Origin of the sequence: Amylibacter marinus, from assembly GCF_030160015.1 — a bacterium.
GTDB lineage: Bacteria > Pseudomonadota > Alphaproteobacteria > Rhodobacterales > Rhodobacteraceae > Amylibacter > Amylibacter marinus.
In genome coordinates this window covers 703,425-728,375 of sequence record NZ_BSNN01000002.1, presented here as the reverse complement: position 1 = coordinate 728,375, position 24,951 = coordinate 703,425, and the positions used below count along the sequence as shown (strand labels likewise).

21 protein-coding genes are annotated in these 24,951 nt (G+C 54.2%); 14 read left to right on the top strand and 7 right to left on the bottom strand.

Features of this window, described 5'->3' with window-relative positions; translation table 11 throughout:
• Nucleotides 1-13: 13 nt before the first annotated feature.
• From QQL62_RS04385 to glmM, 10 genes are all read left to right on the top strand, one after another.
• Nucleotides 14-1,462 carry a TrkH family potassium uptake protein gene (locus QQL62_RS04385; protein WP_284376432.1) on the top strand — a complete coding sequence of 483 codons (1,449 nt, stop codon included), beginning with the start codon at nucleotides 14-16 and terminating at the stop codon, nucleotides 1,460-1,462.
• Between the two features lie 4 nt (nucleotides 1,463-1,466).
• Nucleotides 1,467-2,894 (top strand): pyridoxal phosphate-dependent decarboxylase family protein, encoded by a 1,428-nt coding sequence (locus QQL62_RS04380; protein ID WP_284376426.1) that lies wholly within the window; start codon nucleotides 1,467-1,469, stop codon nucleotides 2,892-2,894.
• A gap of 131 nt (nucleotides 2,895-3,025) precedes the next feature.
• Nucleotides 3,026-3,958: a glycine--tRNA ligase subunit alpha gene (locus QQL62_RS04375; protein WP_284376424.1), complete on the top strand. Its 933-nt coding sequence runs from the start codon at nucleotides 3,026-3,028 to the stop codon at nucleotides 3,956-3,958.
• Nucleotides 3,959-3,972: 14 nt separating this feature from the next.
• Nucleotides 3,973-4,833, top strand: coding sequence for a DUF6446 family protein (locus QQL62_RS04370; protein ID WP_284376422.1), 861 nt, complete (start codon nucleotides 3,973-3,975; stop codon nucleotides 4,831-4,833).
• Nucleotides 4,833-6,905: a glycine--tRNA ligase subunit beta gene (gene glyS / locus QQL62_RS04365; protein ID WP_284376420.1), complete on the top strand. Its 2,073-nt coding sequence runs from the start codon at nucleotides 4,833-4,835 to the stop codon at nucleotides 6,903-6,905. The genes QQL62_RS04370 and glyS overlap by 1 nt, the downstream gene beginning before the upstream one ends.
• 321 nt (nucleotides 6,906-7,226) lie before the next feature.
• A complete protein-coding gene (gene ppdK / locus QQL62_RS04360) occupies nucleotides 7,227-9,809 on the top strand; it encodes a pyruvate, phosphate dikinase (RefSeq protein ID WP_284376417.1) in 2,583 nt (860 codons plus the stop codon).
• 162 nt (nucleotides 9,810-9,971) lie between these two features.
• Entirely contained in the window at nucleotides 9,972-10,826 is an 855-nt protein-coding gene (locus tag QQL62_RS04355) for a cell wall hydrolase (protein ID WP_284376415.1), read from the top strand.
• Between the two features lie 85 nt (nucleotides 10,827-10,911).
• Nucleotides 10,912-11,835, top strand: a complete 924-nt coding sequence (locus QQL62_RS04350) for a dihydroneopterin aldolase (protein WP_284376412.1) — start codon at nucleotides 10,912-10,914, stop codon at nucleotides 11,833-11,835.
• Between the two features lie 27 nt (nucleotides 11,836-11,862).
• Nucleotides 11,863-12,876, top strand: coding sequence for a dihydropteroate synthase (gene folP / locus QQL62_RS04345; protein ID WP_284376410.1), 1,014 nt, complete (start codon nucleotides 11,863-11,865; stop codon nucleotides 12,874-12,876).
• Entirely contained in the window at nucleotides 12,876-14,219 is a 1,344-nt protein-coding gene (gene glmM, locus QQL62_RS04340; protein ID WP_284376408.1) for a phosphoglucosamine mutase, read from the top strand. The genes folP and glmM overlap by 1 nt, the downstream gene beginning before the upstream one ends.
• Nucleotides 14,220-14,288: 69 nt before the next feature.
• On the opposite strand, the gene QQL62_RS04335 is transcribed toward glmM, so the two are convergent.
• Nucleotides 14,289-15,218, bottom strand: coding sequence for a DMT family transporter (locus tag QQL62_RS04335; protein WP_284376407.1), 930 nt, complete (start codon nucleotides 15,216-15,218; stop codon nucleotides 14,289-14,291).
• Nucleotides 15,219-15,356: 138 nt separating this feature from the next.
• On the bottom strand, nucleotides 15,357-16,379 hold the full coding sequence (gene ilvC, locus QQL62_RS04330) for a ketol-acid reductoisomerase (protein WP_284376405.1): 1,023 nt from the start codon (nucleotides 16,377-16,379) through the stop codon (nucleotides 15,357-15,359).
• Nucleotides 16,380-16,474: 95 nt separating this feature from the next.
• Here ilvC and QQL62_RS04325 point away from each other — a divergent pair, with 95 nt between their 5' ends.
• From QQL62_RS04325 to QQL62_RS04315, 3 genes are all read left to right on the top strand, one after another.
• Nucleotides 16,475-16,966 (top strand): Lrp/AsnC family transcriptional regulator, encoded by a 492-nt coding sequence (locus QQL62_RS04325; RefSeq protein WP_284376403.1) that lies wholly within the window; start codon nucleotides 16,475-16,477, stop codon nucleotides 16,964-16,966.
• Nucleotides 16,963-17,418 (top strand): Lrp/AsnC family transcriptional regulator, encoded by a 456-nt coding sequence (locus QQL62_RS04320; RefSeq protein WP_284376400.1) that lies wholly within the window; start codon nucleotides 16,963-16,965, stop codon nucleotides 17,416-17,418. The genes QQL62_RS04325 and QQL62_RS04320 overlap by 4 nt, the downstream gene beginning before the upstream one ends.
• A gap of 76 nt (nucleotides 17,419-17,494) precedes the next feature.
• Nucleotides 17,495-18,619: an aminotransferase class V-fold PLP-dependent enzyme gene (locus QQL62_RS04315; protein ID WP_284376398.1), complete on the top strand. Its 1,125-nt coding sequence runs from the start codon at nucleotides 17,495-17,497 to the stop codon at nucleotides 18,617-18,619.
• On the opposite strand, the gene QQL62_RS04310 is transcribed toward QQL62_RS04315, so the two are convergent.
• Together QQL62_RS04310 and QQL62_RS04305 are read right to left on the bottom strand one after the other, a co-directional pair.
• Nucleotides 18,620-19,810, bottom strand: coding sequence for an FAD-dependent monooxygenase (locus tag QQL62_RS04310; protein ID WP_284376396.1), 1,191 nt, complete (start codon nucleotides 19,808-19,810; stop codon nucleotides 18,620-18,622). It lies immediately after the preceding gene.
• Nucleotides 19,811-19,813: 3 nt separating this feature from the next.
• On the bottom strand, nucleotides 19,814-20,455 hold the full coding sequence (locus QQL62_RS04305) for a pyrimidine 5'-nucleotidase (protein ID WP_284376393.1): 642 nt from the start codon (nucleotides 20,453-20,455) through the stop codon (nucleotides 19,814-19,816).
• 103 nt (nucleotides 20,456-20,558) lie between these two features.
• Here QQL62_RS04305 and QQL62_RS04300 point away from each other — a divergent pair, with 103 nt between their 5' ends.
• Nucleotides 20,559-21,212: a GntR family transcriptional regulator gene (locus QQL62_RS04300; protein ID WP_284376391.1), complete on the top strand. Its 654-nt coding sequence runs from the start codon at nucleotides 20,559-20,561 to the stop codon at nucleotides 21,210-21,212.
• On the opposite strand, the gene QQL62_RS04295 is transcribed toward QQL62_RS04300, so the two are convergent.
• The 3 genes from QQL62_RS04295 to carA all read right to left on the bottom strand — a co-directional run bounded on the left by QQL62_RS04295 (nucleotide 21,205) and on the right by carA (nucleotide 24,861).
• Nucleotides 21,205-23,169, bottom strand: a complete 1,965-nt coding sequence (locus QQL62_RS04295) for a glycosyltransferase family 2 protein (protein WP_284376389.1) — start codon at nucleotides 23,167-23,169, stop codon at nucleotides 21,205-21,207. The genes QQL62_RS04300 and QQL62_RS04295 overlap by 8 nt on opposite strands.
• A 66-nt stretch (nucleotides 23,170-23,235) precedes the next feature.
• Nucleotides 23,236-23,463, bottom strand: a complete 228-nt coding sequence (locus QQL62_RS04290) for a hypothetical protein (RefSeq protein WP_284376386.1) — start codon at nucleotides 23,461-23,463, stop codon at nucleotides 23,236-23,238.
• Nucleotides 23,464-23,697: 234 nt separating this feature from the next.
• Nucleotides 23,698-24,861 carry a glutamine-hydrolyzing carbamoyl-phosphate synthase small subunit gene (gene carA, locus QQL62_RS04285; RefSeq protein WP_284376384.1) on the bottom strand — a complete coding sequence of 388 codons (1,164 nt, stop codon included), beginning with the start codon at nucleotides 24,859-24,861 and terminating at the stop codon, nucleotides 23,698-23,700.
• Nucleotides 24,862-24,951 lie beyond the last annotated feature (90 nt).

Sequence of the window (24,951 nt, the reverse complement as noted above, 5' to 3'; positions counted from 1 at the left end):
CAAACCTGCAGCTATGTTTGATCTACGTCCTGCGGGCTATGTAATCGGTATTCTTATTATGGCACTGGGCGGTGCAATGGTGTTGCCTATGGCTATGGATTTGATCGACGGCCATGGCAATTGGGTGGCGATGGGGCTATCTGCATTCACCACGGTGCTCATTGGCGGGGCAATTGCACTGTGCTGTCATAATGCCACGACAGGTACGTTGAATATCCAACAGACCTTCTTCCTCACCACTGGCGTATGGCTGGTTCTGCCGGTCTTTGGGGCGCTGCCCTTTGTCTGGGGGGCGACGGACGCACGCTTTGTCGATGCGTTTTTCGAGGCGATGTCCGGGCTAACCACGACGGGCTCCACGGTCTTTACCGGGCTGGAAACCCTGCCGCGGGGCTTATTGCTGTGGCGCGGGCTGATGCAATGGTTCGGGGGAATTGGCGTGGTTGTGGTCGCTATGGTGTTCTTGCCTGTTCTGCGCGTGGGGGGGATGCAGATTTTTCGCACCGAAGGGTTTGATACATTTGGTAAAATTCTGCCACGCGCGGCGGAAATTTCGCGCTCGATCTCCTCGATCTACCTGTGTCTGACACTGATTTGTATGGTGGCCTATTCTATGGCGGGTATGGGGCTGTTTGATGCCTCGGTACATGCAATGACCACCATCGCAACGGGCGGCTTTGCTAATTATGATAACTCATTTGGTGATCTGGGGGCGGCGGCTGAATATATCGCGGTGGTGTTTATGATCCTCGCAGCCTTGCCTTTTGTGCGCTATGTGCAATTGCTGGGCGGATCGGTGCGCCCGATCTGGGCCGATCCGCAAATTCGTGGCTTCATCTATACGTTGGTGATTGTGGTCGGCATATTGGTGGCTTGGCGGTGGTATTTTATCACCAACTCGTTCGAGTTTGCCCTACGCAAGGCCGCCTTTAATGGGGTGTCGATCCTTACGGGCACGGGCTATGCCAGCGCTGACTATATGACATGGGGGGCCTTTCCCATTACTTTCTTCTTTCTGATTGGCCTGATAGGCGGTTGTGCGGGCTCTACCACCTGTTCGATCAAGATTTTCCGTTTTCAATTGCTGTTTGCGTCTATTTCTGCACAGATTAAGAGAATTCACAGCCCGCATGGCATCTTTAAGCCACGCTATAATAAAACAACAGTCCAAGAAGATGTGGTCTCGTCTGTGATGGCCTTTCTGGTGTTGTTTCTGGTGACGCTGGCGGTTTTGGCGGTGGCGCTGGGCATGACGGGCCTAAACACCATCACATCTATCTCGGGGGCCGCGGCGGCCCTGGCCAATATTGGACCAGGCCTTGGTTCTGAAATCGGGCCTGCGGGGAATTTCGCTGGGCTGAATGATAATGCAAAATGGATATTGGCCGCAGGCATGTTGATCGGGCGGCTAGAGTTAATGGCGGTATACGTTTTGTTCACCGCCACCTTCTGGAGAGGATAATACCGTGACAACTGGTGATTTGGATCCCAAAAATTGGGATGAGTTTCGCGCTCGCGCACATGCACTGCTGGATGACAGCCTAGACAAGATGAGCACCGCCGATCAGGGCCGCGTATGGACGCCACTGCCCAATCAGCTGAAGGCACAGATAGAACAACCCCTGCCGCGCGGCGGTGGTGATGTGGATCAAATCCTGCGCGCTATCCTGCCCTATGGCGTGGGCAATACCCACCCACGGTTTTTCGGCTGGGTGCATGGGGCGGGGGCACCCTCTGGGGTTTTAGCCGACATTATCGCGGCGGCGATGAATGTGAATGCAGGTGGCCGTAATCATGTGGCCCCCGTGGTGGAAAAACAGGTGATCAACTGGTGCGCCGATGTCATGGGATTTGGGGAAACTGCATCAGGCTTGATTGTGTCTGGTACCTCTTTGGCTACTGTGGTTGCGCTGAAAACTGCGCGTGATCAGGCCAATGCGCTGGCATCAATCCGCGGGGTGCCGCAGGGGCGGCTGGTTGGCTATACATCTAATCAGGCGCATTCTTGTATCAAACGAGCGTTTGACCTCTTGGGCTTGGGCACGGACTCCTTGCGCCTTGTGCCCTGTAACGATGCTTTTGAAATGGATACGGATGCGCTGATCGCACAAATCGAGGCCGACGTGGCCGCAGGGCATCAACCCTTTCTGGTGGCGGGCACTGCGGGGGCGGTGAACATGGGCGCGATTGATGATCTAGAAACCATCGCCGATATCGCCGCAGAACATAAACTATGGTTCCATGTTGATGGTGCTTTTGGGGCGGCAGGGCGTCTGGGCACAGCCGCGGCGGATCGCCTAACGGGTATTGCGCGCGCCGACAGCTTGGCCTTTGATTTCCACAAGTGGTTCCAGGTGAACTACGAGGCGGGCCTTGTTTTGATCCGCAACGATGCCGCACACCGCGCCTCGTTCTCTGATCGTGCGGAATATCTGCGCGGCACCGAGCGCGGACTGGCGGGGGGCGCCTTTTGGGCAGTGGACTACGGCCCAGAGCTGTCGCGCGGCTTTCGTGCCCTAAAGGTCTGGGCGCATTTGGTGGAACACGGTTTTGATGCGCTGGGCGCCACCATTGATCGCAATATCGCATTGGCAGGGGCGCTGCGGGCGCGGATCGTGGCCCATGAGCGCCTGCAACCCATGGCTCCAACCCCGCTGAACATCAATTGCTTCCGCTATACCTCTGATCGGGTGGATATGGATATACTGAACACAGAAATCGTGATTGCCCTCCAAGAAAGCGGCGTTGCGGTGCCCTCTACCACTGTGCTGAATGGCGAGACGGCGATCCGTGTAAATATCACCAATCACCGCACCCAAGAGAGTGATTTGGATGTGCTGATTGAGGCGGTGGTAGAGCAGGGAGCGCGGCTAGAAAAGGTTTTGGATCGCTAGGGTTGTTTTTTTCGTCAATTTAGGAAAACCATCGTCAATTCAATCAGGCAAGCACAGGGCGCACCAGATTGAATTGACCCCCTAGGCTTCTTTGCCTAGTAAGGCGCAAACAAATCCGCAAAGGCCCCGTTATGGCACAAACAGCATCGTCAAAACCCCGCAGCTTCCAAGAAATTATTTTGCGCCTGCAGAATTACTGGGCCGAGAACGGCTGCGCGATCATGCAACCCTATGATATGGAGGTCGGCGCGGGTACATTTCACCCAGCAACGACCCTGCGGGCATTGGGCAATAAACCATGGGCCGCGGCCTATGTTCAGCCCTCGCGCCGCCCCACCGATGGGCGCTATGGCGAAAACCCGAACCGTTTACAGCACTATTACCAATACCAAGTGCTGATCAAACCCAGCCCCCCGAACTTGCAAGACCTGTATCTCGGTTCACTGAATGCGATCGGCATTGATATGGAAATGCACGATATCCGTTTTGTAGAGGATGATTGGGAAAGCCCAACCTTGGGCGCATGGGGCCTTGGCTGGGAGGTCTGGTGCGATGGCATGGAGGTATCGCAGTTCACCTATTTCCAACAGGTTGGTGGGCACGACTGCAAGCCAGTCTCTGGCGAGCTGACCTACGGGCTGGAACGCCTGGCCATGTATGTGCTGGGTGTGGATCACGTGATGGACATGCCATTCAATGACCCGGACGCGGCCATCGCGTTGAAATACGGGGATGTGTTCAAACAAACAGAGCAAGAATATTCGCGCTGGAACTTCGATGTTGCCGATACAGACACATTGCTTCAGCATTTCAAAGATGCCGAGGCCGAATGCCAGCGCATCATCGACACCCCACATGAAGACCCCAAAACCGGCGCTAAAATCATCATGGCGCACCCCGCCTATGATCAATGCATCAAGGCTAGCCACGTGTTTAACCTGTTGGATGCACGCGGTGTGATTTCGGTTACCGAACGACAGGCCTATATCGGGCGCGTGCGCGCCTTGGCCAAACTTTGCGCGGATGCATTTGTGCAAACCGAGGCAGGCGGGGCAGCGCCATGAAAGGATCGGTTCTGATGGGCGGATTACTTCTGGCGGCGGGCGCTATGGGCGCAGGGCTGTGGTATAGCATCCAAAATGCCTATTACAACGAAATCACCGATGTGACTGAAATCATGGCCTATGGTGATGCCTTCCCTGTTAAAAACTATCGCGGGATTGATGCGGATACCTCACCCCTTAAAATGCGGGCCTGTTTTGATGTGGATTGGGATTACTTCCCGACCGATGAATACAAGGATATCGCAACGCCGCTGATCGCACCAAATTTCTTTAAATGCTTCGATGCCAAAGAAATCGGCGCAGACCTGCAGGCGGGCAATGCCACGGCAATTCTGGCCCAAGAGAACGAACCCTTTGGGTTTGACCGCTTTATTGCGCAATACGAGGACGGCCGTGCCTTTATGTGGCGCCAGACCAATTCTTGCGGCACGGCACATTTTTCCGGCGATCCATTGCCCGATGGATGCCCCGTACCCGAAGGTGCCGAAGACAAAAACGTGATGCGCGATCGAAACGCAGATATTTTCACCCTGCGCCTTACCTCGGTTATTGGTGGTACGCTGGATGACATGCTGATCGGGTCAGACCCCGTAACCAGCTATTCCACCAACGGCAAAGAGTTCTTTGCCTGCTTTGACACGCCTATGTCCTTTGGCCTGCTAAGCGAAACATATGTAATCGCTGATCACGCATCACCGCGTAAAACCCGCAGCCCTATGGACTGTTTCGATCACGGGCAAATCGCCCAAGATATCGCCAGCGGCGAAGCAATGGCCCTATTGGGGCAACATGATATTATTCCCGGCTATGATCGCATCATTGCCGTTTACCCCAACGGGCGCGCCGTTGCGTGGCACCAAAAGGTTGAAAACTAATGGCTGACTTACTGCTTGAACTCTTTTCCGAAGAAATCCCCGCCCGTATGCAGGCCCGCGCGGCGGCTGACCTGAAAAAACTGGTCACAGATGCCTTGGTGGATGCCGGTATCACCTATGCGGATGCAGGGGCGCTCTCTACACCGCGCCGCCTGTGCCTGACCATCGATGGCCTGCTGGATAAATCCCCAGACCTAACCGAGGAACGCAAAGGCCCGCGCGTTGATGCCCCAGAGCAGGCGCTGAATGGATTCCTGCGCGGCGTTGGCCTTACCAAGGATCAGCTGGAAATCCGCGATGATAAAAAGGGCCAAACCTATTATGCAGTGATGCAAAAGCCGGGGCGCACAGCATCCGAGATTTTGGCCGAGGTTCTGCCTCAAATTATCCGCAATTTCCCCTGGCCCAAATCCATGCGCTGGGGCAGTAGTTCTTTGCGCTGGGTGCGCCCCTTGCATTCGATCCTGTGTATTCTATCCGCCGAAGACGGCGCCGAGATCGTTGACTTTGAAATCGATGGCATCGAATCCGCCAATCTAACCGCGGGGCATCGCTTCTTGGCGCCACAGTGGTTTTCTGTAAAAAGCTTCGCCCAGTACCAAACAGAGCTGAAATCAGCCTTTGTGATGCTCGACAGCGAAGAGCGCGCCGAACATATCTGGGAAGATGCCAAGAACATGGCCTTCGCCGCAGGTTTGGAATTGGTCGAAGACAGCGCATTGCTGGCCGAAGTCGCAGGGCTGGTGGAATGGCCAGTGGTCTTGATGGGCGATATCGCACCTGATTTCATGAACCTACCACCCGAAGTTTTGATCACATCTATGCGCGAACACCAGAAATTTTTCTCGGTGAAAAATGCCAAAACCGGCCAAATTGAAAAATTCATCACCGTGGCCAACCGCACCACTGCGGACAATGGCGCCACCATCCTTGCGGGGAACCAAAAGGTGCTGTTTGCGCGTCTGTCTGATGCGAAATTCTTCTGGGAAAACGATCTGCGTATTGCCAAGGCAGGCATGGACGTTTGGGCAGATAAGCTGACCAACGTAACCTTCCATAACAAGCTGGGCACACAGGCAGAGCGGATTGACCGCATCGCCAAACTCGCCCGCGAACTGGCCCCGATTGTCGGTGCTGATGCTGATCTGGCCGCGAAGGCCGCAAAATTGGCCAAGGCAGACCTGTCATCAGAAATGGTTGGCGAATTCGCCAAGCTCCAAGGGCTGATGGGGCGTTACTATGCCGCCGAGGCTGGGTTGCCGGATGAAATTGGCGCGGCATCCGAGGAACATTATTCCCCCCTTGGGCCGACAGACACAGTGCCAAGCGCTCCTGTTTCCGTAGCCGTAGCGATGGCGGACAAACTGGATACACTAACAAGTTTCTGGGCGATTGATGAAAAACCCACAGGATCCAAGGACCCCTTCGCCCTGCGCCGCGCAGCATTGGGGGTTATTCGATTGATCTTGGAAAATAGTGTTCGGGTTGACCTTCTGAAGTGGCTGGGTGCCCAGACTCTAGCTGGGGGCGGTGGGGCAGTTGATTTAGACAACCTCCTCTCCTTCTTCCACGACCGCCTAAAGGTCTACCTAAAAGATGCCGGCATCAAACATGACGTGATCGACGCCTGCCTTGCCATGCCACGTAACGATGATTTCTCACTCTTGGTTAATCGTGCCCGTGCATTGCAAGGTTTCCGTGACAGCGCAGATGGCGAGAACCTGCTTCAGGGCTTTAAGCGCGCCAATAATATCCTCACGGCCGAAGAGAAAAAAGACGGGGTATTCTATGAATTAGACCCAGAGGCAAAATTGGCCGAGGACGATGCCGAAAAAGCGCTGTTCAGCGCCCTTGATACCGCCCAGCCCCTGCTGGATGGCGCCATCAAAGCCGAGGATTTCACCGCCGCTATGGCCGCTTTGGCCGCTCTGCGCGCACCGATTGATGGGTTTTTCGAGCATGTTCAGGTGAACGCAGATTCGGAAATCCTGCGTCGAAATCGGCTGTGCCTGCTGAATCGCATCCGCAGTGTTATGAACAGCGTTGCCGCCTTCGAAAAAATAGAAGGATAATCGCGCCTGCCTCGGTTCCGCCAAACAAGGGCCATAAATTTGTCCAAATTCAGCGACATTGACAAAATCAGGGGCAATGCCACTTTTCATTGATTTCCCCAGGATCTCAATGAAGATGGAACAAATGGGGGTTTCCACCCAAACACCCATTTTGTAAGGACGCGGATAGGTGCACCTGTTCGCGTCCGATTTGTATTATCCCCCAGTGCCATTCTCTGGCTTGAACGCCACAGAATAAATATGATTTTCATTTTGCTCTGTTCTATTGATACGCAAATGCGTAGCCTATCCCAATGCGTAGCCTATCCCCCGGAGGCCCAAATGGACGGAACCCAAGAAACATACCCAGATTGCGTCGCCCTTAGCGCCACAGCCGAAGTGCCGGTATCGGTATACGGCGCACGCGCCGCCGCCGCAGTAGAGCTGTTGCGGGCTAATTTGCCTATTCCCAATGGTTGGGCCTTTGCGGCGGATACCGTGCGCAAATTTGGCCGCGGCGAATTTCCAGAATCATGGCCCGTCAGCACCGCCTTGAAAAACGGGGTTATGGTTTCCCTGCGTGTTAGCCCGATTAACCGCGATTGGGGTGGGCCCGAAACCTTGTTGAATATCGGCATGAACGCCGCGCGCCACAAGGATTTGATCGACACGCTGGGCCAAGAGGCCGCCGATGCCTTCTATTTGCGCTTTGTACAGGGGTTTGCGATCAATGTGGCGCGCCTTGATGCAGAAGATTTCGATGCGATCCTTGATCGATCTAAAACCGATGCGGGCACCGATTCTGCCACCGCCCTTGCGCACTCTTTGGCCTATTACGAATCTGAAATGGATATGCCTTTCCCGCAGGACCCCGAAGATCAGTTGCGCCAAGCACTACGCTCAATGGCCAATGCATGGAATGGTGCCAGCGGGCGGATCCTGCGCGCCGCGCGCGGGGCCCCTGCGGATGCGGGATTGGGGCTGTTGGTTCAGGAAATGGTGCTGGGTATTGGCAAGGGTGAATTCGGATCTGGCATTGCCCAATTCGTATCCCCCACCACAGGCACGGTGAACCTGTCTGGCCGCTATCTAGGGCAATCACAGGGCAGGGATGCCATGGATACCACCAAAACGGCACAGTATCTGGCCCAAGACAAGCGCGGCCCCTCGCTGGAAGAGGCTTGCCCAGAATCCTTTATGCTATTGCAACGCTACGGCGCACAGGTGCGCGAAATTTACCGCGATGAAATGCAGGTGGAATTTACCGTCGAGGACGGCCAAGTCTGGCTGTTGGATGCCACCCCAGCCGAACGCAACGTGCGTGCGGCCATCGCCATTGCGGTTAATCTGGTGGAACTGGGGCTGATCAGCCGCGATCAGGCGTTGGCCCGCGTAGCCCCGCGCAACCTTTCCGAGGTCCTGCACGCCCAAATCGACCCCAAGGCCGCCCCAAAGCAGCTGGCCATGGGGATCGGTGCCAGCCCCGGCGCCGCCAGCGGAAAAATCGTCTTCTCCTCTCCGGCCGCCGTCGCGGCACAGGCCCGCGGCGAGGCCTCTATCCTTGTGCGTGTTGAAACCAGTCCTGATGATATCCGCGGCATGCATTCGGCCAATGCTATCCTAACCGAACGCGGGGGCATCAATAGCCACGCGGCTGTGGTGGCGCGCACCCTTGGTCTACCCTGTGTTGTTAGCGCCGAGGATATCTCGGTGGATAAACGATCCAAAACCATCACATTACCCGATGGCCAAACCCTAAAAGAGGGCACCGTTATCACGCTGGATGGATCAACAGGGCAAATATTCTGGGGCGCGGCCGGTCTGGTCGAGCCCAAATTCGATGGCCCGTTTCGCCAATTTTTGGCATGGGCAGACGAGGTGCGTGAGATGGGTGTGCGTTGTAATGCTGACACCCCCCAGGATGTGCGTATGGCGCTGGCCTTTGGTTCTGATGGAATTGGACTGGTGCGCACAGAACATATGTTCTACGACCCGGGGCGCCTTACGGTGATGCGCGAACTCATCTTCGCAGACAAAGCCGAAGATCGTATCGATGCGCTGAACCTATTGTTGCCTATGCAACGTGGCGATTTCCAAGAGATATTCGCGCTGATGAATGGGGCACAGGTCTGTATTCGCCTGCTTGACCCGCCACTACACGAGTTCCTGCCCACCACCCGCGCGCAACAAAAGGCCTTGGCCGATGCCATGGGCATCCCGTCCTCAAAGGTCAGCGCGCGTATCGAGGAACTTTCGGAATTCAACCCGATGCTAGGTATGCGCGGCGTGCGTCTTGGCATTACGGTGCCAGAAATTTACGATATGCAGGCCCGCGCGATATTCGAGGCCGCACTTGAATTTACCAATGCCACGGGGCGCAGCATTACCCCAGAAATCATGGTGCCTTTGGTGTCGGCCAATCACGAGGTAGAGCTGGTTAAATCGCGTATCGATGCCATTGCCTCGGCCGTACAGTCCGAACGCGGCGTTGCGCTGGATTACAAGCTGGGCGTCATGGTGGAAACCCCGCGTGCGGCCTTGCGCGCGCGCGATATCGCGCGCTCTTGTGAATTCATGAGCTTTGGCACCAATGACCTGACCCAAATGACCTATGGTCTTAGCCGCGATGACGCGGGGCGGTTTATGCGCGAATATGTCAATCTGAATGTTTTCCCAGAGGACCCGTTTCGCTCGTTAGATGTGGATGGTGTGGGCGAGTTATTACTAATGGCGGCTGAGCGGGGTAGGGCGGATAAACCCGATCTTCTGTTGGGGCTTTGCGGTGAACATGGGGGCGATCCCGAATCGGTAAAATTCTGTGCAGAGGCCGGATTCGACTATGTTTCTTGCTCTCCATTCTCGACTCCAATCGCCAGATTGGCCGCCGCACAGGCGCAATTACTCAAAAATGTGGCAAAAAAATGACAGCCGCCGCATGAGTAAGTAAGTAAAATTTAACAAAAAATCAGTACATCCACCCCAGATGCATAGGTGCTATGCGCCGGGGGGGATAGACGAATCCGCATTTGCACCCTACAAGCCCCCAAGTAACAAAAGACAAAAACGTGCCATCGTAGCGGTGATCTGATGAAGTATCTAAATGTTATAGCCCTGTGTTCGGCCCTGATTATCCCCGTGGCTGCCAATGCGAACACCGCGTCCTATACGCTGGCGCAACTGAATGCCGTGGCCCAGGCCGAGGCCAAAGATCAGGCCACCAGCGGATCAACGCGCACCGGGCGCTGGGTACCGATTTCGGAACAGCTGTCTGTGAATATGCCGATCAATAAGACGATTGATGGCCAACCGAGGGAAAAGGGCAATGTGGCCGCTCTGTCCGCTCGGGATCTGCGCATGCCGCTGTATTCCAAAGATGCCTTGCCCAGCCAAGAAGAGGCCGATGCCTTTGGGAACCTAACCATCACCAATGTGAAATTTGCACCCAAAAACCAAAAACGCAAAATCGGCTCATTGTTTCAGCGCCGCCCCAAGGTGCATATCTATGCAACCGTACCCGCCAAGGCGACAATCAATGCATTGCCACAGGCCAGCGGCGATGCCGAGTGGGCCTGTTTGACCGAGGCGCTGTATTTCGAGGCCCGCGGCGAGAGCCTATCTGGTATTTTTGCGGTGGCCGAGGTCATTGTGAACCGCCGTAATTCAAAGAAATTCCCAAACACAGTGTGCAAGGTGATCTCGCAAGGCGCCCATCGTAGAAATGCTTGCCAGTTCTCGTATAAATGTGATGGCCACAAAGAGATCTACCACGAGAAGAAGGCCAAAGAGCTGGTTGCGAAGATCGCCCAGATCGTTTTGGAGCAACGCGCCCCAAAACTAACATCTGGTGCCACATTCTATCATGCGAAATCCGTCAGCCCTCGCTGGTCGCGCGCCTTTGACCGCACTGCCACAATCGGCCACCACCATTTCTACCGCGGTTAATTCCCAAACCACCACAAGCCTCTTGAAAACACCGCGGCACTGCGCGTAAACAGTGCCGAACATCAAATGGCCAGATGGAAAACCGATGACCAAAGATACCGCATTTGCATTCGAAACGTTAGAAACCCGCGCCAGCGCCACCGCGCGTGATCCCCATGATCGCATTGCTGTGCGTGATTACACTGTAAATGTGGAAATTGGCGCATTTCAGGCAGAGCGTGGTGTAACCCAAGGCATTCGCTTTAACGTGGTGCTAGAGGTTGCCAATACGGCTGCGGCGAAATTTGATGATGTGGATCAGGTGCTGTCCTATGACACAATCACCGAGGCCATCGATCATCAGCTAGAGGTCGAGCGACTGAACCTGCTTGAAACTTTGGCCGAGCGGATCGCGGCACAGATCTTAACCAACCCCAAGGCAATCCGTGTCTTTGTACGCATCGAAAAGCTGGATCGCATCCCCGGCACATTGGGTGTTGAAATCGTACGTTCCAGAATTGATGCCGATAATTTGGTGAAATTGGACGAAACTGTGGGCGAAGAAGCCCCAGTACACCCCAGGGTCTTTTTCCTACCCAATGCGCTGATCCAATCAAGTGCCCTGAAAACATGGCTAAATGCAATCGAGACCCACTGTCTACCTGCCGTGCTGTGCCTAGAAACCACGCAAACCCCGATTCCACAGGCCGATATCACACCAGCCAACCGCCGCATTAACCTATTATCGATCGAGCAAAACGCCTGGGTTTTGGCCGGCAAGGACAGTCGCTGTGTGGTGGTTGACAGCCGCACAGAGCTGGATTGGGCCATGAAACGAGACCAACTATCAGTCTGGGCACCCTCAAAAATGGTGCTAGATGCGACGGATAAGCCAAGCCCAGATGCCTCGCCGCTGGATTTAGCAGGCTGGTTCGCAGAACAATTCGCCGCCGATCAGGTCTATATTCTAGGCTCTGGCCCGTTTCGCGAAAACATGCAGGTTCTTGCACAACCAGAGATGCTCGCGTAAATTCCCCAGAAACATATTGGGGGGCACATGGCCTATTATCAACCACTTGTTCAAAACCACCCCGCCCGCCCCAGATCGGCGCATATATTGGCGGGTGGGCCGCTTTGGTTTACCCATTGCCTCAAACATAGCCGTACTGCCGCGCCAGAAATCACCGATGCCGATGATATCCCCGGCACGACCCTGCAATCGCTCACCGCGCCCCGCGGCACAATCTTGGGTCTGTCGATGGATCGCCCTAAAATTATGGGGGTGCTGAATACCACGCCAGACAGCTTCTCTGATGGGGGGATGCATAATACATTCGATGCGGCGGTTCATCGTGGCCAAGAAATGCACCAGCAGGGCGCAGATGTCATCGATATCGGTGGCGAGAGCACCCGCCCAGGGGCCGATTTCGTTGATCGAATAGAGGAGCGCAACCGAATAGAGCCGGTGGTGAAGGCCTTGTCTAAAATCGCCCCCATTTCCATCGATACCCGCAAGGCTGATGTGGCGCGCGCCGCACTAGATGGCGGGGCAGGCATGTTTAATGACGTGACGGCCCTGTCCTATGATCCACGCAGCCTGTCTTTGGTGGGTACATCCCAACCTGATGTCTGTTTGATGCATGCCAGTGGCGATCCCAAAACCATGCAGGATAACCCCAGATATGATAATGTTTTGCTGGATGTTTACGATTATCTGGCGGCACGCGTGCAGGCCTGTGTGGATGCGGGGCTGTCAAAATCCAAAATCACCATCGATCCGGGCATCGGTTTTGGCAAAACACTGGAACACAATATGTTACTGATCCGCGGATTATCCCTATTCCACGGGCTGGGATGCCCGATATTACTTGGGGTTTCGCGCAAACGCTTCATTGGTACACTCGGACAAGCGCAAGATCCTGCTGATCGGCTTGGCGGCTCTCTTGCGGTGGGGCTTGAAGGTCTGGCACAGGGTGCACAAATACTACGGGTACATGATGTATTCGAAACTGCACAGGCCCTGCGCCTGTGGCAGGCAATGACTGACGCAAAAACAACAATGGGCACCTGATGACTCAACGCAAATATTTCGGCACCGATGGTGTGCGTGGCTTGGCCAATACTTTCCCAATGACGCCGGATGTGGCGCTCCGCTTGGGGGCCGCCGCTGGGCGCTATTTCCGCCAAGATAAAAAACAGCACCGCGTGGTGATCGGCAAAGATACGCGCCGCTCGTCGTATATGTTTGAAAATGCGCTTACGGCTGGGTTTACGTCAACGGGTATGGATGTATACCTGTTGGGCCCTGTACCCACACCGGCTATTGGGGTGCTTACCCGCTCTATGCGGGCGGATGTTGGGGTAATGATTTCCGCCTCGCATAATTCATATCAGGACAATGGTATAAAATTTTTCGGCCCCGATGGGTTCAAGCTGGACGATGGCGCCGAGCTGAAAATCGAAGAATTCCTACAGGGCGAGATTGATTACGCCAAGGCCGAAAACATCGGCATGGCACGGCGCATCGATGATGGGCTTGGCCGCTACATGGAATTTGCCAAATCTGCCTTCCCGCGTAAAAAACTACTCGATGGGATGAAGGTTGTGGTCGATTGTGCCAATGGTGCCGCCTACAAGGCAGCCCCCATTGTCCTATGGGAATTGGGCGCCGAGGTGATCTCGCTGGGGGTGAACCCCGATGGGTTTAACATCAACCTAGATTGCGGTTCTACCCACCCGGATGCGGCGGCGCGTGCGGTGTTGGAACATGGTGCTGATGTGGGTATTTGCCTTGACGGCGATGCAGACCGCGTGATCCTGATCGATGAAAAAGGCCAAGTGGCCGATGGCGATCAGCTGATGGGGCTGATTGCCACCCAGTGGGCGGCGCGCGGCACATTGGCCCAGAACACACTGGTGGCGACAGTCATGTCCAATATGGGCCTAGAACGCCACCTAGATGATCAAGGTATCACACTAAAGCGCACCAACGTTGGAGATCGCTATGTAGTGCAGGAAATGCGCAGCGGTGGCTATAATCTTGGCGGTGAGCAATCCGGCCATATCGTGATGAGTGATTATGCCACCACCGGTGATGGGCTGATGGCGGGTCTACAGTTCCTAAACGCCATGGTCGAAAGCAATATGCCCGCCAGCCAATTGTTGCAGGTGTTTGAACCCATGCCGCAAATGCTGGAAAATGTCAGCTTTACGATTGGGGCAACGCCATTGGAAAATTCAAATGTTCTTCAGGCAATTGCCGACGGCGAGGCCGAGCTAGGCGCCAAGGGCCGCTTGCTGATCCGCAAATCCGGCACAGAGCCTTTGGTGCGGGTTATGGGGGAATGTGAGGACGAGGCCTTGTTGAAAACCGTTGTGATGAATATAGCCGATACTGTGCGCTCTGTCGCATAACGTATTGTTTATAATGCAAAACCTTCCCCGCGGGGAAGGTTTTAGGCCGATTTCAGCAGTTTTGAATTTTCAAACCTTCCCCGCGGGGAAGGTTTTGCCCGTTTTGGCGCGGCTCTGGCTGATGGCCAATCCGAACAAGATCAACGCAAAGGCCCCGATGAAGCTGGGCGGTAACGATTCGTCTAGGAACAATACCCCGAACAAAACCGCCCACAGAGGCACCTGATAATTCACCAATGACATAAACGAAGGCCCCGCAGTATTCACAACACTGACCAATAGGATCGTGGCCAATGCCGTTGGGAAAAGTCCAAGGAATACCACCCCCATCAGTGCAGGGGCGTCCGGCCAGCTGGGTATGCCCTCGAACATCAGGGTAACAGGCAACAGCGCGATGGTGCCAATAATCAATCCACCGGCAGAATAGGCCATCACCGATACCGGCGGGCACAGGCGGGTATTGATGGTGCCCAAGGCATAACAACAGGCCGCGGCAATACAGGCAACCCGCGCAATCGGCTCTAGGTTTGATCCCGTTGCCGCCAGCAATTTTGCCGGCCCGATTAGGATCACAATGCCTATAAACCCAAAACCAAACCCCACGGTCTTGCGTAGGGTCATCTGCCCGCCCTTTAGGAAAAAATGCGATAGCGGAAGAACCAACAGTGGCACAACCGCCATGGTCACCCCTGCAAACCCAGAGCTAACATATAGCTGGCCCCAGTTCAGCAGGGTAAAGGGAATGGCATTGGTGATCAGCCCCATCAGCGCAATATGCCCCCAAATGCGGCGATCTGTTGGCGTGCTGAATCCAGGGAACTTGCGCCCCGTGGCCAGCGTGACCAGCCATAAAACCACCGCCGCAATCGCAAGGCGCAACAAGGCCACGGTCATCGGTTCCAAATCAATCAGGGCGATTTTAGCCCCCATAAACGACCCCCCCCAAATAACGCCAAGGGTGATCAGCGCTAGCCAATTGGCAAGTGTTGGTTTGCTCATATCATAACTTTCGAAAGGGTTTCGCAGCGATGCTACAAGAGCAGAAATCCCGCGCAAGGGGAAACTTCCCCATGGGGAGGAGTGCGCATAAAAAAACCGCCTGCAAGGGCAGGCGGTTTTAAATCGATAGGCGCTGGATTAGTTGCGCTCTTTATCCACCATTTTGCCATCAGAAATCCATGGCATCATGCGGCGCAATTTAGCACCAGTTTCTTCAATCAGGTGCTCGTCATTTGCACGACGAGAGGCCTTGATTGTTGGTTGGCCAACTTGGTTTTCCAACATGAAATCACGCACGAATTTACCGGTCTGGATGTCAGACAGTACATCTTTCATACGCGCTTTGGTTTCGTCGTAATTCAGGATGCGCGGGCCGGTCACATATTGGCCGAACTCAGCGGTGTTAGAGATCGAGTAATCCATGTTTGCGATGCCGCCTTCATAGATCAGATCAACGATCAGCTTCACCTCGTGTAGGCATTCGAAGTAGGCCATCTCTGGGGCGTAACCCGCCTCAACCAGTGTTTCGAAACCACAGCGGATCAGCTCTACCAAACCACCACACAGAACCGCTTGCTCGCCGAACAGGTCGGTCTCACACTCTTCACGGAAGTTGGTCTCGATAATGCCTGAACGGCCGCCACCGATGGCAGAACAATAGGATTTACCGATTTCCAAAGCATTGCCAGAGGCATCTTGATCAACAGCTACAAGGCAAGGAACGCCGCCGCCCTTGGTGTATTCGCCGCGTACGGTGTGGCCCGGGCCCTTAGGCGCCATCATGATCACATCCACACCAGGCTTTGGCTCAATCAGACCAAAGTGCACGTTCAAACCGTGGGCAAAGGCAATTGCCGCGCCGTCTTTTAGGTTATCGTGAACGTATTTCTTATAGGTTTCGGCCTGTAGCTCGTCGGGCATTGTGAACATGATCACATCACACCATGCAGCAGCTTCTGCGATGCCCATGGTCTTTAGGCCTTCGCCTTCGGCTTTCTTAATAGATGCAGAACCCTCGCGCAGGGCTACAACAACGTTCTTGGCGCCAGAATCGCGCAGGTTTAGCGCATGGGCGTGCCCCTGTGAGCCATAGCCCAAAATTGCGACCTTCAGGTCTTTGATCAGGTTAACGTCGCAATCGCGATCATAATATACACGCATGATTTTCTCCTATGTCATGTTGCGCATACCTTACCCCATTCCCCATGGGGATGCATGTGAATAGCGCGGGAATTCCCCGTAATTTAGAAATATACATGCACCAGATTATAGTTTATGAAATTATCATGCATAATCTTGATAATACTGACATGAAAATACTAAGGGCGCTACAGGCAGACGCAACGCGCTCTGCTGCTCAGCTCTCTGATGAAATAGGAATCGCCTCTGCCTCCTGTTGGCGCCGTATCGAGCGGCTAGAACAAGAGGGCATCATCGCCGCCCACGAAGCAGTGCTAGATGCCAAGGCCTTGGGCTATGAGGTCGAGGTCTCGTTGCGCGTCACCTTGGATAAAACCCGCACCGATGCTTTTGATGGCTTTATTGCGGCCGCGCGCGACATCGCAGAAGTGAATGAAATCCAGACCTTTTTGGGCCGTGTTGATGTTCGGTTGAATGTTTTGGCCCGCGACATGGCACATTATCAACAGATCTACCGCGACAAAATTCTGGCACTGCCCCATATCAGCGATATCGAAGCCTTGATGCTGGTTTCAACAGTGATGGATAGACAGGCGTTACCCATATGATTGCCCTTGATGATATCGACCGCGCGATCCTGCGGGGGCTACAGCACAATGGCGCTGCGCGCGCATCTGATCTGGGCAAGAAGGTCGGACTGTCACAGCCCGCTACGTGGCGGCGGATAAAACGATTAGAAGAGGGCGGCGTGCTGCGCGGGCGCCGCGTGGTGCTGGATGCCAAGAAGCTGGGCTTCGATGTGACCGTATTTCTTGGGATAAAGCTGGCGACCAAGGGGCGTGTGGCGCTCGAGGATTTCGAACGCGCCGCTGCCGCCATCCCCGAGGTTCAGTTGATACAGCATGTTCTGGGGCTTTATGATTACCGCCTAAAGGTGGTTGCCCGAGACATAAGTGATTTCGAGAGGGTTTTGCGTCGCCGTGTGATGACATTGCCCGGCGTTGGCGATGTAGAAGCAAATGTGTTGCTCTCGGACGAGCATCGAAAACTTGCGATTTAGAGGCATTATAAACTGTTAGGTGGATTGTGGCTTTTAATGTTAACTGTAGCCCAAAATTGAACAACGAGGAGGGAAGATGAAAGCCCTATTACCAGATGTAGACCCAGATGGGTTGTTGGAATTTTCAGTGGTGTTCACGGATCGATCTCTCAATCACATGAGCGCGCAATTTCAAAAGGTGATGCGCGATATTTCTGAACAACTGTGCCATGTTTATAACGCCAGTTCCTGTGCCATTGTTCCCGGGGGGGGCACATTCGCGATGGAGGCCGTCGCCCGCCAATTTAGCCGGAACAAATCAGTGATGGTTTTGCGGAACGGTTGGTTCTCCTTTCGCTGGACACAGATTTTTGAAACTGGGGATTTTACCGCCGATGCTCAGGTGTTAAAGGCGCGGCGCAGTGACAATCACACCGAATCTGCCTTTCGTCCTTTGCCTATCGAGGATGTGGTGGCCGAGATTCTGGACAAGAAGCCAGATGTGTTTTTTGCCCCCCACGTAGAAACCGCCAGCGGAATTATCCTGCCCGATGCCTATCTGGAAGCCATCGGTGCGGCGGTGCGCAGCTATGGGGGGCTGTTTGTTCTGGATTGCATTGCATCTGGTTGTATCTGGGTGGATATGCAGGCCTGCAATGTGGATGTATTGATCTCTGCCCCGCAGAAGGGTTGGTCTGCATCGCCCTGTGCTGGATTGGTGATGCTAAACGAGCGCGCCGAGGCACAGATGGCGGAAACCGAGAGCGACAGTTTTGCCGCCAACCTGAAAACATGGGCGGGAATTATGCGTGCCTATACTGATGGCGGCCATGCCTATCACGCCACCATGCCCACCGATTCATTGCGCGATTTCCGTGACACCGTGTTAGAGATGCGAGATTTTGGTTATGGTGAACTGAAGCAGGCTCAGTGGGATTTGGGCAAGGCGGTTCGCGCGGTGTTGGCCGAGCGGGGGTTTAAATCTGTCGCGGGGGCTGGGTTCGAGGCACCGGGGGTGGTTGTCAGCTATACCAGCGACCCTGCCTTTCAAAATGGGTCAAAGTTTGCAGCCCTTGGCGTGCAAATCGCGGCTGGGGTGCCGCTGCGATGTGACGAGCCAGAGGATTACTCATCGTTCCGCATCGGGTTGTTTGGCTTGGAAAAGTTGTATGATGTGAATTCTACTGTTGGGCGCCTGACGCGTATTCTGGATCAGGTTTAGCTAGCCTAAGCCCTTGCGCATTATACTTTTGCGCAGGGGGGCAAACCCATGCAATGATTTCAGCCCCTGTAGGCGCAGGTCGCGTAGGGTCGGGCTTTGAAACATTGCTGCGCGGTTCAAGGCATCTACGCCGCGCACGCGCATCGCAATATCCTGTGCGCGGGCTTTTTCATAGGCATCCAAATGCTGGGGCGTGCCCAATGCATCTGGGTTTTCCTGCGCAAGGTTCAGCAGGCAGTCGATATCCGCAAGGCTCATGTTCAGCCCCTGTGCGCCGATGGGGGGCACCACATGGGCGGCCTCGGCGACCAAGGCAAGGCGCGCACTGGTTAGATGATCGGCCTTTTGCGAAATAATCGGCCAGATATTACGCCTAGAGACCAGATGCATTTCGCCCAGCACCTGACAAGCGCGTATATTCAACGCCTTGTTGAAATCAGCCGTGTCCATTGCCCACAGATCGCTGGCCTTGGCCGCGGTTTCCATCCAGATTACGGCCGAACAGGGGCGGCCTTGGTGATCGGGCAGAGGCACCAGTGTAAAGGGACCGCCACTGCGATGAATCTCGGTCGAGATGTTGTCGTGGGGGGCGTCATGTGTAGCGGCAAAGGCCAGTGCCTTTTGCCCGTAACGCCATGTTTTTACACCAATTCCCGCCATTTTACGCAGGGGGGATTCGCGACCATCGGCGGCAATCACCAGCTGGCATTTATAGTGTTGCTCTCCGATTTGCACCAAGGCGTGATCCGAGCGGGCGGTCAGGCGGCGGGTGCGCTGGCCGGTGATGAACTCGACGGTTTCTAGGCGTTCTAAATGGGCATGCATTTCGCGGCGCAACAGCCAATTGGGCAAGTTCCAAGCAAAAAAATCATCAGATATTTCCGAGGCCTCAAAATCAGCAATTGCGCGCAGCGTATTTGTTTCGCCGCCAGCATCTGCCAAGCGCATGGTTTTCATCGGAGTGGCAAAAGGGGCCAACTGATCCCAGAGGCCTGCGCGCTGTAGCGTATGGCGGGCGGGTTGCAGGAATGCGGTGCTGCGCAGATCGGCGTGGGCATCTTTGGGGTCGCTGATCGGCTGGTGTGGTTCTACGCAAACCACATGAAATCCCGCGCCACCAAAGGCGGCGGCGGCGGCCATGCCGGCAATCCCCCCGCCTGAGACAACAATATCTGTGGTGTTACGCCGCATAATCTAGGCCTGTGTTGCGTGCAAAAACTGCGTGAGCTGATCTGTGCAATAGTGGATGTGGGGTTGGGTTGATATCTGATCTACCAAAATCGTGCTAAGGCCCATTTCATGGGGTACCAACAGATTGCGGGGGTCATCCTCGAACATGGCGGCATTTTGGGGCGATAGGGCGGCGCGCTGAAAGATGATCTCAAAGGCATCACGCTGAGGTTTTGGGGTGTATTGGGCGTGTTCGATGCCGAATATATCCTCGAAACAATGCGAAAGGCCCCGCGCGGCCAAAACGCGAACCGCGTGATTCTTATCGCCGTTTGTATAGATGATTTTACGTCCGGGCAGGGCGTTAATGGCGGTGGCCAGTGCGGGATCGGGACTAAGAGCGCCGAGGTCGATATCGTGCACGGCGGCCAGAAAGGGTTCAGGTGCGATATTATGTTCCACCATCAGCCCAGATAGGGTGGTGCCATAGGTTTGCCAGTAGTGTTTGCGCAGGTGGTTTGCCGTGGTTTCATCTATGTTCAGCGCCTTCTTCATATAGGCAACCATCAGATCCTCGATCTGGTCGAACAGGCAATCCTCTTTGGAATAGAGAGTGTGATCAAGGTCAAAAACCCAAGTGTCTATATGCGCAAATTTTGTTTTCATGGGGCTAGGTTAATCTGCAATCAGCGGAGGGTAAAGCGCTGTCCAAGGGTGGTGACAAATTCCTTTGGCTTGGCTAATGTCATCCAAAATAATGAGGGAAGACATGGTCATCAAGAAAACCGAGGCAAAGGATGCCTATGAGTTGATCATTGAGGCGATTGATGAAGGGGCCTATCAGCCGGGGGATCGCTTGGTCGAGGCAGAGCTTGCGGATCGCTTTGGCGTATCGCGCACCCCAATTCGCGAGGCACTACAACGGCTTGAAACGCAGTCCTTTCTTAAACGGGACGGGCGCTCATTGATGGTGGCCACGTTGGATCATAATCAAATCGGCGAGCTGTATACCGTGCGCGCCGAGCTGGAAGGGCTGGCGGCCTTTTTGGCGGCGCAACATGCAGCCCCCGAAGAGATCCGTGTTTTGTTCAATATGATCGAAAACGATCGGCGCTTGGTGGATGATCCCAATGCGTTATCGCGGTCTAATCGGCGGTTTCACAATCAGCTGCATCTGGCCAGCCACAATAATTTCCTGATAAAACAGCTACAGCAGGTGCACCGCACTATGGCCCTGTTGGGGGCGACCTCTTTGGCGGCGGATGGGCGTGGTGAGGCGGCGCTGAACGAACATTATGAGATTGTGCAGGCGATTGAGCGTAAGGATGGCGAATCTGCGCGCGATGCATTGAAGACGCATCTGTCCTTTGCTTTTGAAACCCGTCTTAAGATTGATGCCGGCGAGTTGAGTGTGATCAGCTGATTGTGCCGGTTTTCTTGAGAGCCAGCACATCCAAAACCCCCTGCACATATTCATCCGAATCCTCTTTTACCGGGGTTAAATTGGCAATCTCGTCAGCATATTCCGCATCCACCAGCCCATGTTCGGTCTTGTCCCAAAAGGCGGGGGCAAAGGCGATTTCGTAGAGCGCCTTGAAGGCTGCGAAACTGGCCAGTGGCCAATAGGCAAACATGGTAAATAGTCCCCTGCGCAGGGACTTGTGCTTGGCCGTATCAGTGGCGACATATCCCACCAAAAACAGCATTGGTTCACCCAAAAAGAACAGTAAAATCATCAAGGGGATGAACCAGTCCAAACTGTCTGGTGCAAAGGGCAAATCAACACCAAAGCTCAGCACCCATAAGGGCAGAGCAAAGGGTATTGCCAGATATGTCAGCAGGGTATTAAGCAACAGGATATGAAACCCAATGGCGCCCTTGAGCCCCAGATCACGGTGCAGCTGTAGCGGGCGGCGCATATGGGTGACCCATGTCATGAAAAACCCCTTTAGCCATCTGGAACGTTGCTTGACCCATGGAATAAAGCGGTAATTCGCCTCTTCGTAGGTGGTTGAATCTAGGCATTCCACACGTAGGCCCGCGCGGTAAATCCGAATGCCCAAGTCCGCATCCTCGGTCACATTATGCGCATCCCAGCGCCCTAGGCTATCCAGCGCTGATTTGCGTAAAAACATCGACGTCCCCCCCAACGGGATCGGAATATCCAGCCGCTGTAACCCGCGTAGAACCACGCGGAACAACATGGCATATTCGATGGTGAAACAGCGTGACAACCAATTGGTGGACTGGTTGAAAAAATCAAGGCGCGCCTGTACGCAAACGACACGCGGATCGCAGTGCTGTAGGTGTTTTACAGCTTTGAACACTTGGTCTGTTTCGGGGGCATCCTCGGCGTCATACACGGCGATAATACTGCCATTGCAGAATTCCATGGCATAATTCAACGCCCGCGGCTTGGTCTCTATGCTGCCTTTTGGGGTGACCATCACGCGAAAGTGCGGGGGCAGGGTTGCCTGATCGATTGCGGTACGGGTGATGGAGTCACTGGCCTCGCATATCAGGCATATTTCTAACAACTCTTTGGGATAGTTGATTTTTTCCAGCCTTGGGATCAGCCGCCCTACAATTTCTTTTTCGTGCAGAAGGGGTACCAGAATACTGACTTTTTCTAGCTTCTTTGGGAATTTAGCCACTGGTACAGGGGGCGGCGGTGCACGTAGCGCGGCCAAGAGGCAGGTGAATTTCAGCAGGCTATTTCCTAGAAAAATTAACAGAATTAGGGTGAATGTGACCTCGGGTAAAATTCCAATCCCGAAGAAGGCGAACAGGGTGGCAAATATGCAGGCAAGTGCCATTAATCGGCGCTCTAGCAAGAAAAATCGCCGACAGCTTCGCTCTTCTGGGCAGGCATTTTCTGCAAGGCATGCAAGATCATGTTCTGCAAGGGATGCGATGCGGTTGTGTATTTTTGGGCGCGAGGCCAACGCAAAGCGCGGTGTTAAGCCAAATTTCTCGCATAGCTCGCAGATCATGTTGATTGAATGTGGTGTGCAGGTGGCAATTTCTACAGTATTTTTACGCAGGGATAGGGGAACAAATGAATGTTCCAGCATCACGCGGGCCGAAAACGGCAAGGCGTATAGGGCGGGATCGATCTGGGTGTCGATGTTTTCAAAGGCCATTTGGTGTTGTTGCGCCAAAGCAGAACCAAGATCATCGCTGTTGATTTCATTATTCACCATCAGGATCTGGCCTAGCTGGGCCTCTTCATGGTTTTGCAGGGCCAAGGCTTTGGCCAATGTATTTGGGCCAATCTGCCCATTTTCGACCAAAATATCGCCCAGACGCGCGGGTTGACGCGGCTTGGCCTCTATTTTCGGGGCCTTTTGGGTAAGCTTTGGAAAAACAGATTGATACATAACACGCCTTTGCTGACGTGTAGTTGATCGAATTTTAGTTAAATCGATCTTAATGCTGATATATTTTTAGTGGATCATAGAATCTTTGTCCAAGGCCGCCAACGGGGCTAGCTCGTCATAATCCACGGCCCCCTCGGATGTGGTGATGATTGGCTCTTGGGTGGCGCTGGGTGAAATATGCAAAAGCTCGGCCTTGGCGCATTCTAGAATTTCTTGCCAGTTCTCAAGCTTCTCTTCAGCGGCATAGTTCGAAAGATGCTGTACAACCGATACTATCCATTTGTGCTTAGACATTTCATCCTCGTCTCTTAGGTACTTTGTAACCAGTTAATCGAAGGTTAAATGGTTTCTAGGGACCAGTCTTTCTATTTATTGGTAAATTAAAGGTTTATTAAACCCAATTCAGGCAAAATTTTAATATAATTGTCGCGCATTCACAGCCGTCTGTTAAAAGCCGAACGAAAAATCCGGCTTCTTTTGCAGAAGAACATGAATGCGGGCGGCAATCAAGCCATGATAGAACGTGTCCTACGCCATAGCGGCGGAGAAACGCTCGAATAGGTAGAAGCTGTCTTGTGGGCCTGGTGAGGCCTCTGGGTGGTGTTGCACAGAAAATACGGGGCGATCCGCAAGGCGAATGCCGCAATTTGATCCGTCAAACAGCGATACATGGGTTTCTATCACACCTTCGGGCAGGGTTTGGGCATCTACTGCAAACCCGTGGTTCATCGAGGTGATTTCGACCTTGCCTGTGGCCGTTTCTTTCACGGGGTGGTTGGCACCGTGGTGGCCGTGGTTCATTTTTATGGTCTTGGCACCTAGTGCAAGGGCCAGCATTTGGTGCCCCAAGCAGATACCAAAAATTGGCAACTGGGTAGTCTCAAGGATTTCAGAGATCATCGGTACGGCATATTCGCCGGTCGCCGCAGGGTCGCCCGGGCCGTTCGATAGGAAAATGCCTTGGGGCTTATGGGCCAGAACCTCGGCGGCGGTGGCCGTGGCGGGCAATACTGTTACATCACAGCCTGCCGATGCCAGACAGCGCAGGATATTGCGCTTGGCGCCGAAATCTATGGCGACGACCTTTTTGCCCGGAGTTGAGCGTTTTGGGAAGCCATCTGGCCATGCCCAGCGTTGCTCGTTCCATGTGTAGGATTGCGCACAGGTGACCTCTTTGGCAAGGTCTAGCCCCTCGAGTCCAGAGAAATCGCGGGCGGATTTAAGAAGGGCTGCGTGATCGAATACGCCCTCTTTGTTATAGGCGATTGCCACATGTGGTGCGCCCTGTTGACGAATAGCTCGGGTAAGGCGGCGGGTATCAATGCCCCCGACTCCAATACGGCCATTTTTTTCCAACCATGCGTTTAATGTGCCTTCGGAGCGCCAGTTAGATGGCTCGGTTGGATCCCATTTTACCACCATCGCACGGGCGACGGGGTCTGCTGTTTCGTCATCTTCGTGGGTAACGCCGGTATTACCGATATGGGGGAAGGTGAAGGTAACGGCCTGACCTGCGTAGGAGGGGTCGGTCATGATTTCCTGGTAACCCGTCATTGCCGTGTTAAAGCACAGCTCTGCTTGGATTTCACCGGGTGCACCAAATCCGCGACCATAGAATGTGGTTCCATCGGCCAAAACAATACATGCGGTGGGGTTTTCAGGGTTTTCTGCTGGTGCGGGGGCAGGGCACATGGAGACTCATCCTATTTAGAAATTTGGCAGAAAATACGCCTAGGGTCTAGGAAGGTCAAGCAGCGATCATTTTTGTTTCCTTTATTTATC

Coding starts and splice junctions, on each gene's coding strand:
- QQL62_RS04320 (WP_284376400.1), top strand. CDS start 16,963: ATGATTGCCCTTGATGATATCGACCGCGCGATCCTGCGGGGGCTACAG.
- QQL62_RS04325 (WP_284376403.1), top strand. CDS start 16,475: ATGCACCAGATTATAGTTTATGAAATTATCATGCATAATCTTGATAAT.
- QQL62_RS04335 (WP_284376407.1), bottom strand. CDS start 15,218: ATGAGCAAACCAACACTTGCCAATTGGCTAGCGCTGATCACCCTTGGC.
- carA (WP_284376384.1), bottom strand. CDS start 24,861: ATGTGCCCTGCCCCCGCACCAGCAGAAAACCCTGAAAACCCCACCGCA.
- QQL62_RS04300 (WP_284376391.1), top strand. CDS start 20,559: ATGGTCATCAAGAAAACCGAGGCAAAGGATGCCTATGAGTTGATCATT.
- QQL62_RS04375 (WP_284376424.1), top strand. CDS start 3,026: ATGGCACAAACAGCATCGTCAAAACCCCGCAGCTTCCAAGAAATTATT.
- glmM (WP_284376408.1), top strand. CDS start 12,876: ATGACTCAACGCAAATATTTCGGCACCGATGGTGTGCGTGGCTTGGCC.
- QQL62_RS04310 (WP_284376396.1), bottom strand. CDS start 19,810: ATGCGGCGTAACACCACAGATATTGTTGTCTCAGGCGGGGGGATTGCC.
- QQL62_RS04315 (WP_284376398.1), top strand. CDS start 17,495: ATGAAAGCCCTATTACCAGATGTAGACCCAGATGGGTTGTTGGAATTT.
- QQL62_RS04355 (WP_284376415.1), top strand. CDS start 9,972: ATGAAGTATCTAAATGTTATAGCCCTGTGTTCGGCCCTGATTATCCCC.
- QQL62_RS04350 (WP_284376412.1), top strand. CDS start 10,912: ATGACCAAAGATACCGCATTTGCATTCGAAACGTTAGAAACCCGCGCC.
- QQL62_RS04295 (WP_284376389.1), bottom strand. CDS start 23,169: ATGTATCAATCTGTTTTTCCAAAGCTTACCCAAAAGGCCCCGAAAATA.
- ppdK (WP_284376417.1), top strand. CDS start 7,227: ATGGACGGAACCCAAGAAACATACCCAGATTGCGTCGCCCTTAGCGCC.
- ilvC (WP_284376405.1), bottom strand. CDS start 16,379: ATGCGTGTATATTATGATCGCGATTGCGACGTTAACCTGATCAAAGAC.
- folP (WP_284376410.1), top strand. CDS start 11,863: ATGGCCTATTATCAACCACTTGTTCAAAACCACCCCGCCCGCCCCAGA.
- QQL62_RS04290 (WP_284376386.1), bottom strand. CDS start 23,463: ATGTCTAAGCACAAATGGATAGTATCGGTTGTACAGCATCTTTCGAAC.
- glyS (WP_284376420.1), top strand. CDS start 4,833: ATGGCTGACTTACTGCTTGAACTCTTTTCCGAAGAAATCCCCGCCCGT.
- QQL62_RS04370 (WP_284376422.1), top strand. CDS start 3,973: ATGGGCGGATTACTTCTGGCGGCGGGCGCTATGGGCGCAGGGCTGTGG.
- QQL62_RS04305 (WP_284376393.1), bottom strand. CDS start 20,455: ATGAAAACAAAATTTGCGCATATAGACACTTGGGTTTTTGACCTTGAT.
- QQL62_RS04385 (WP_284376432.1), top strand. CDS start 14: ATGTTTGATCTACGTCCTGCGGGCTATGTAATCGGTATTCTTATTATG.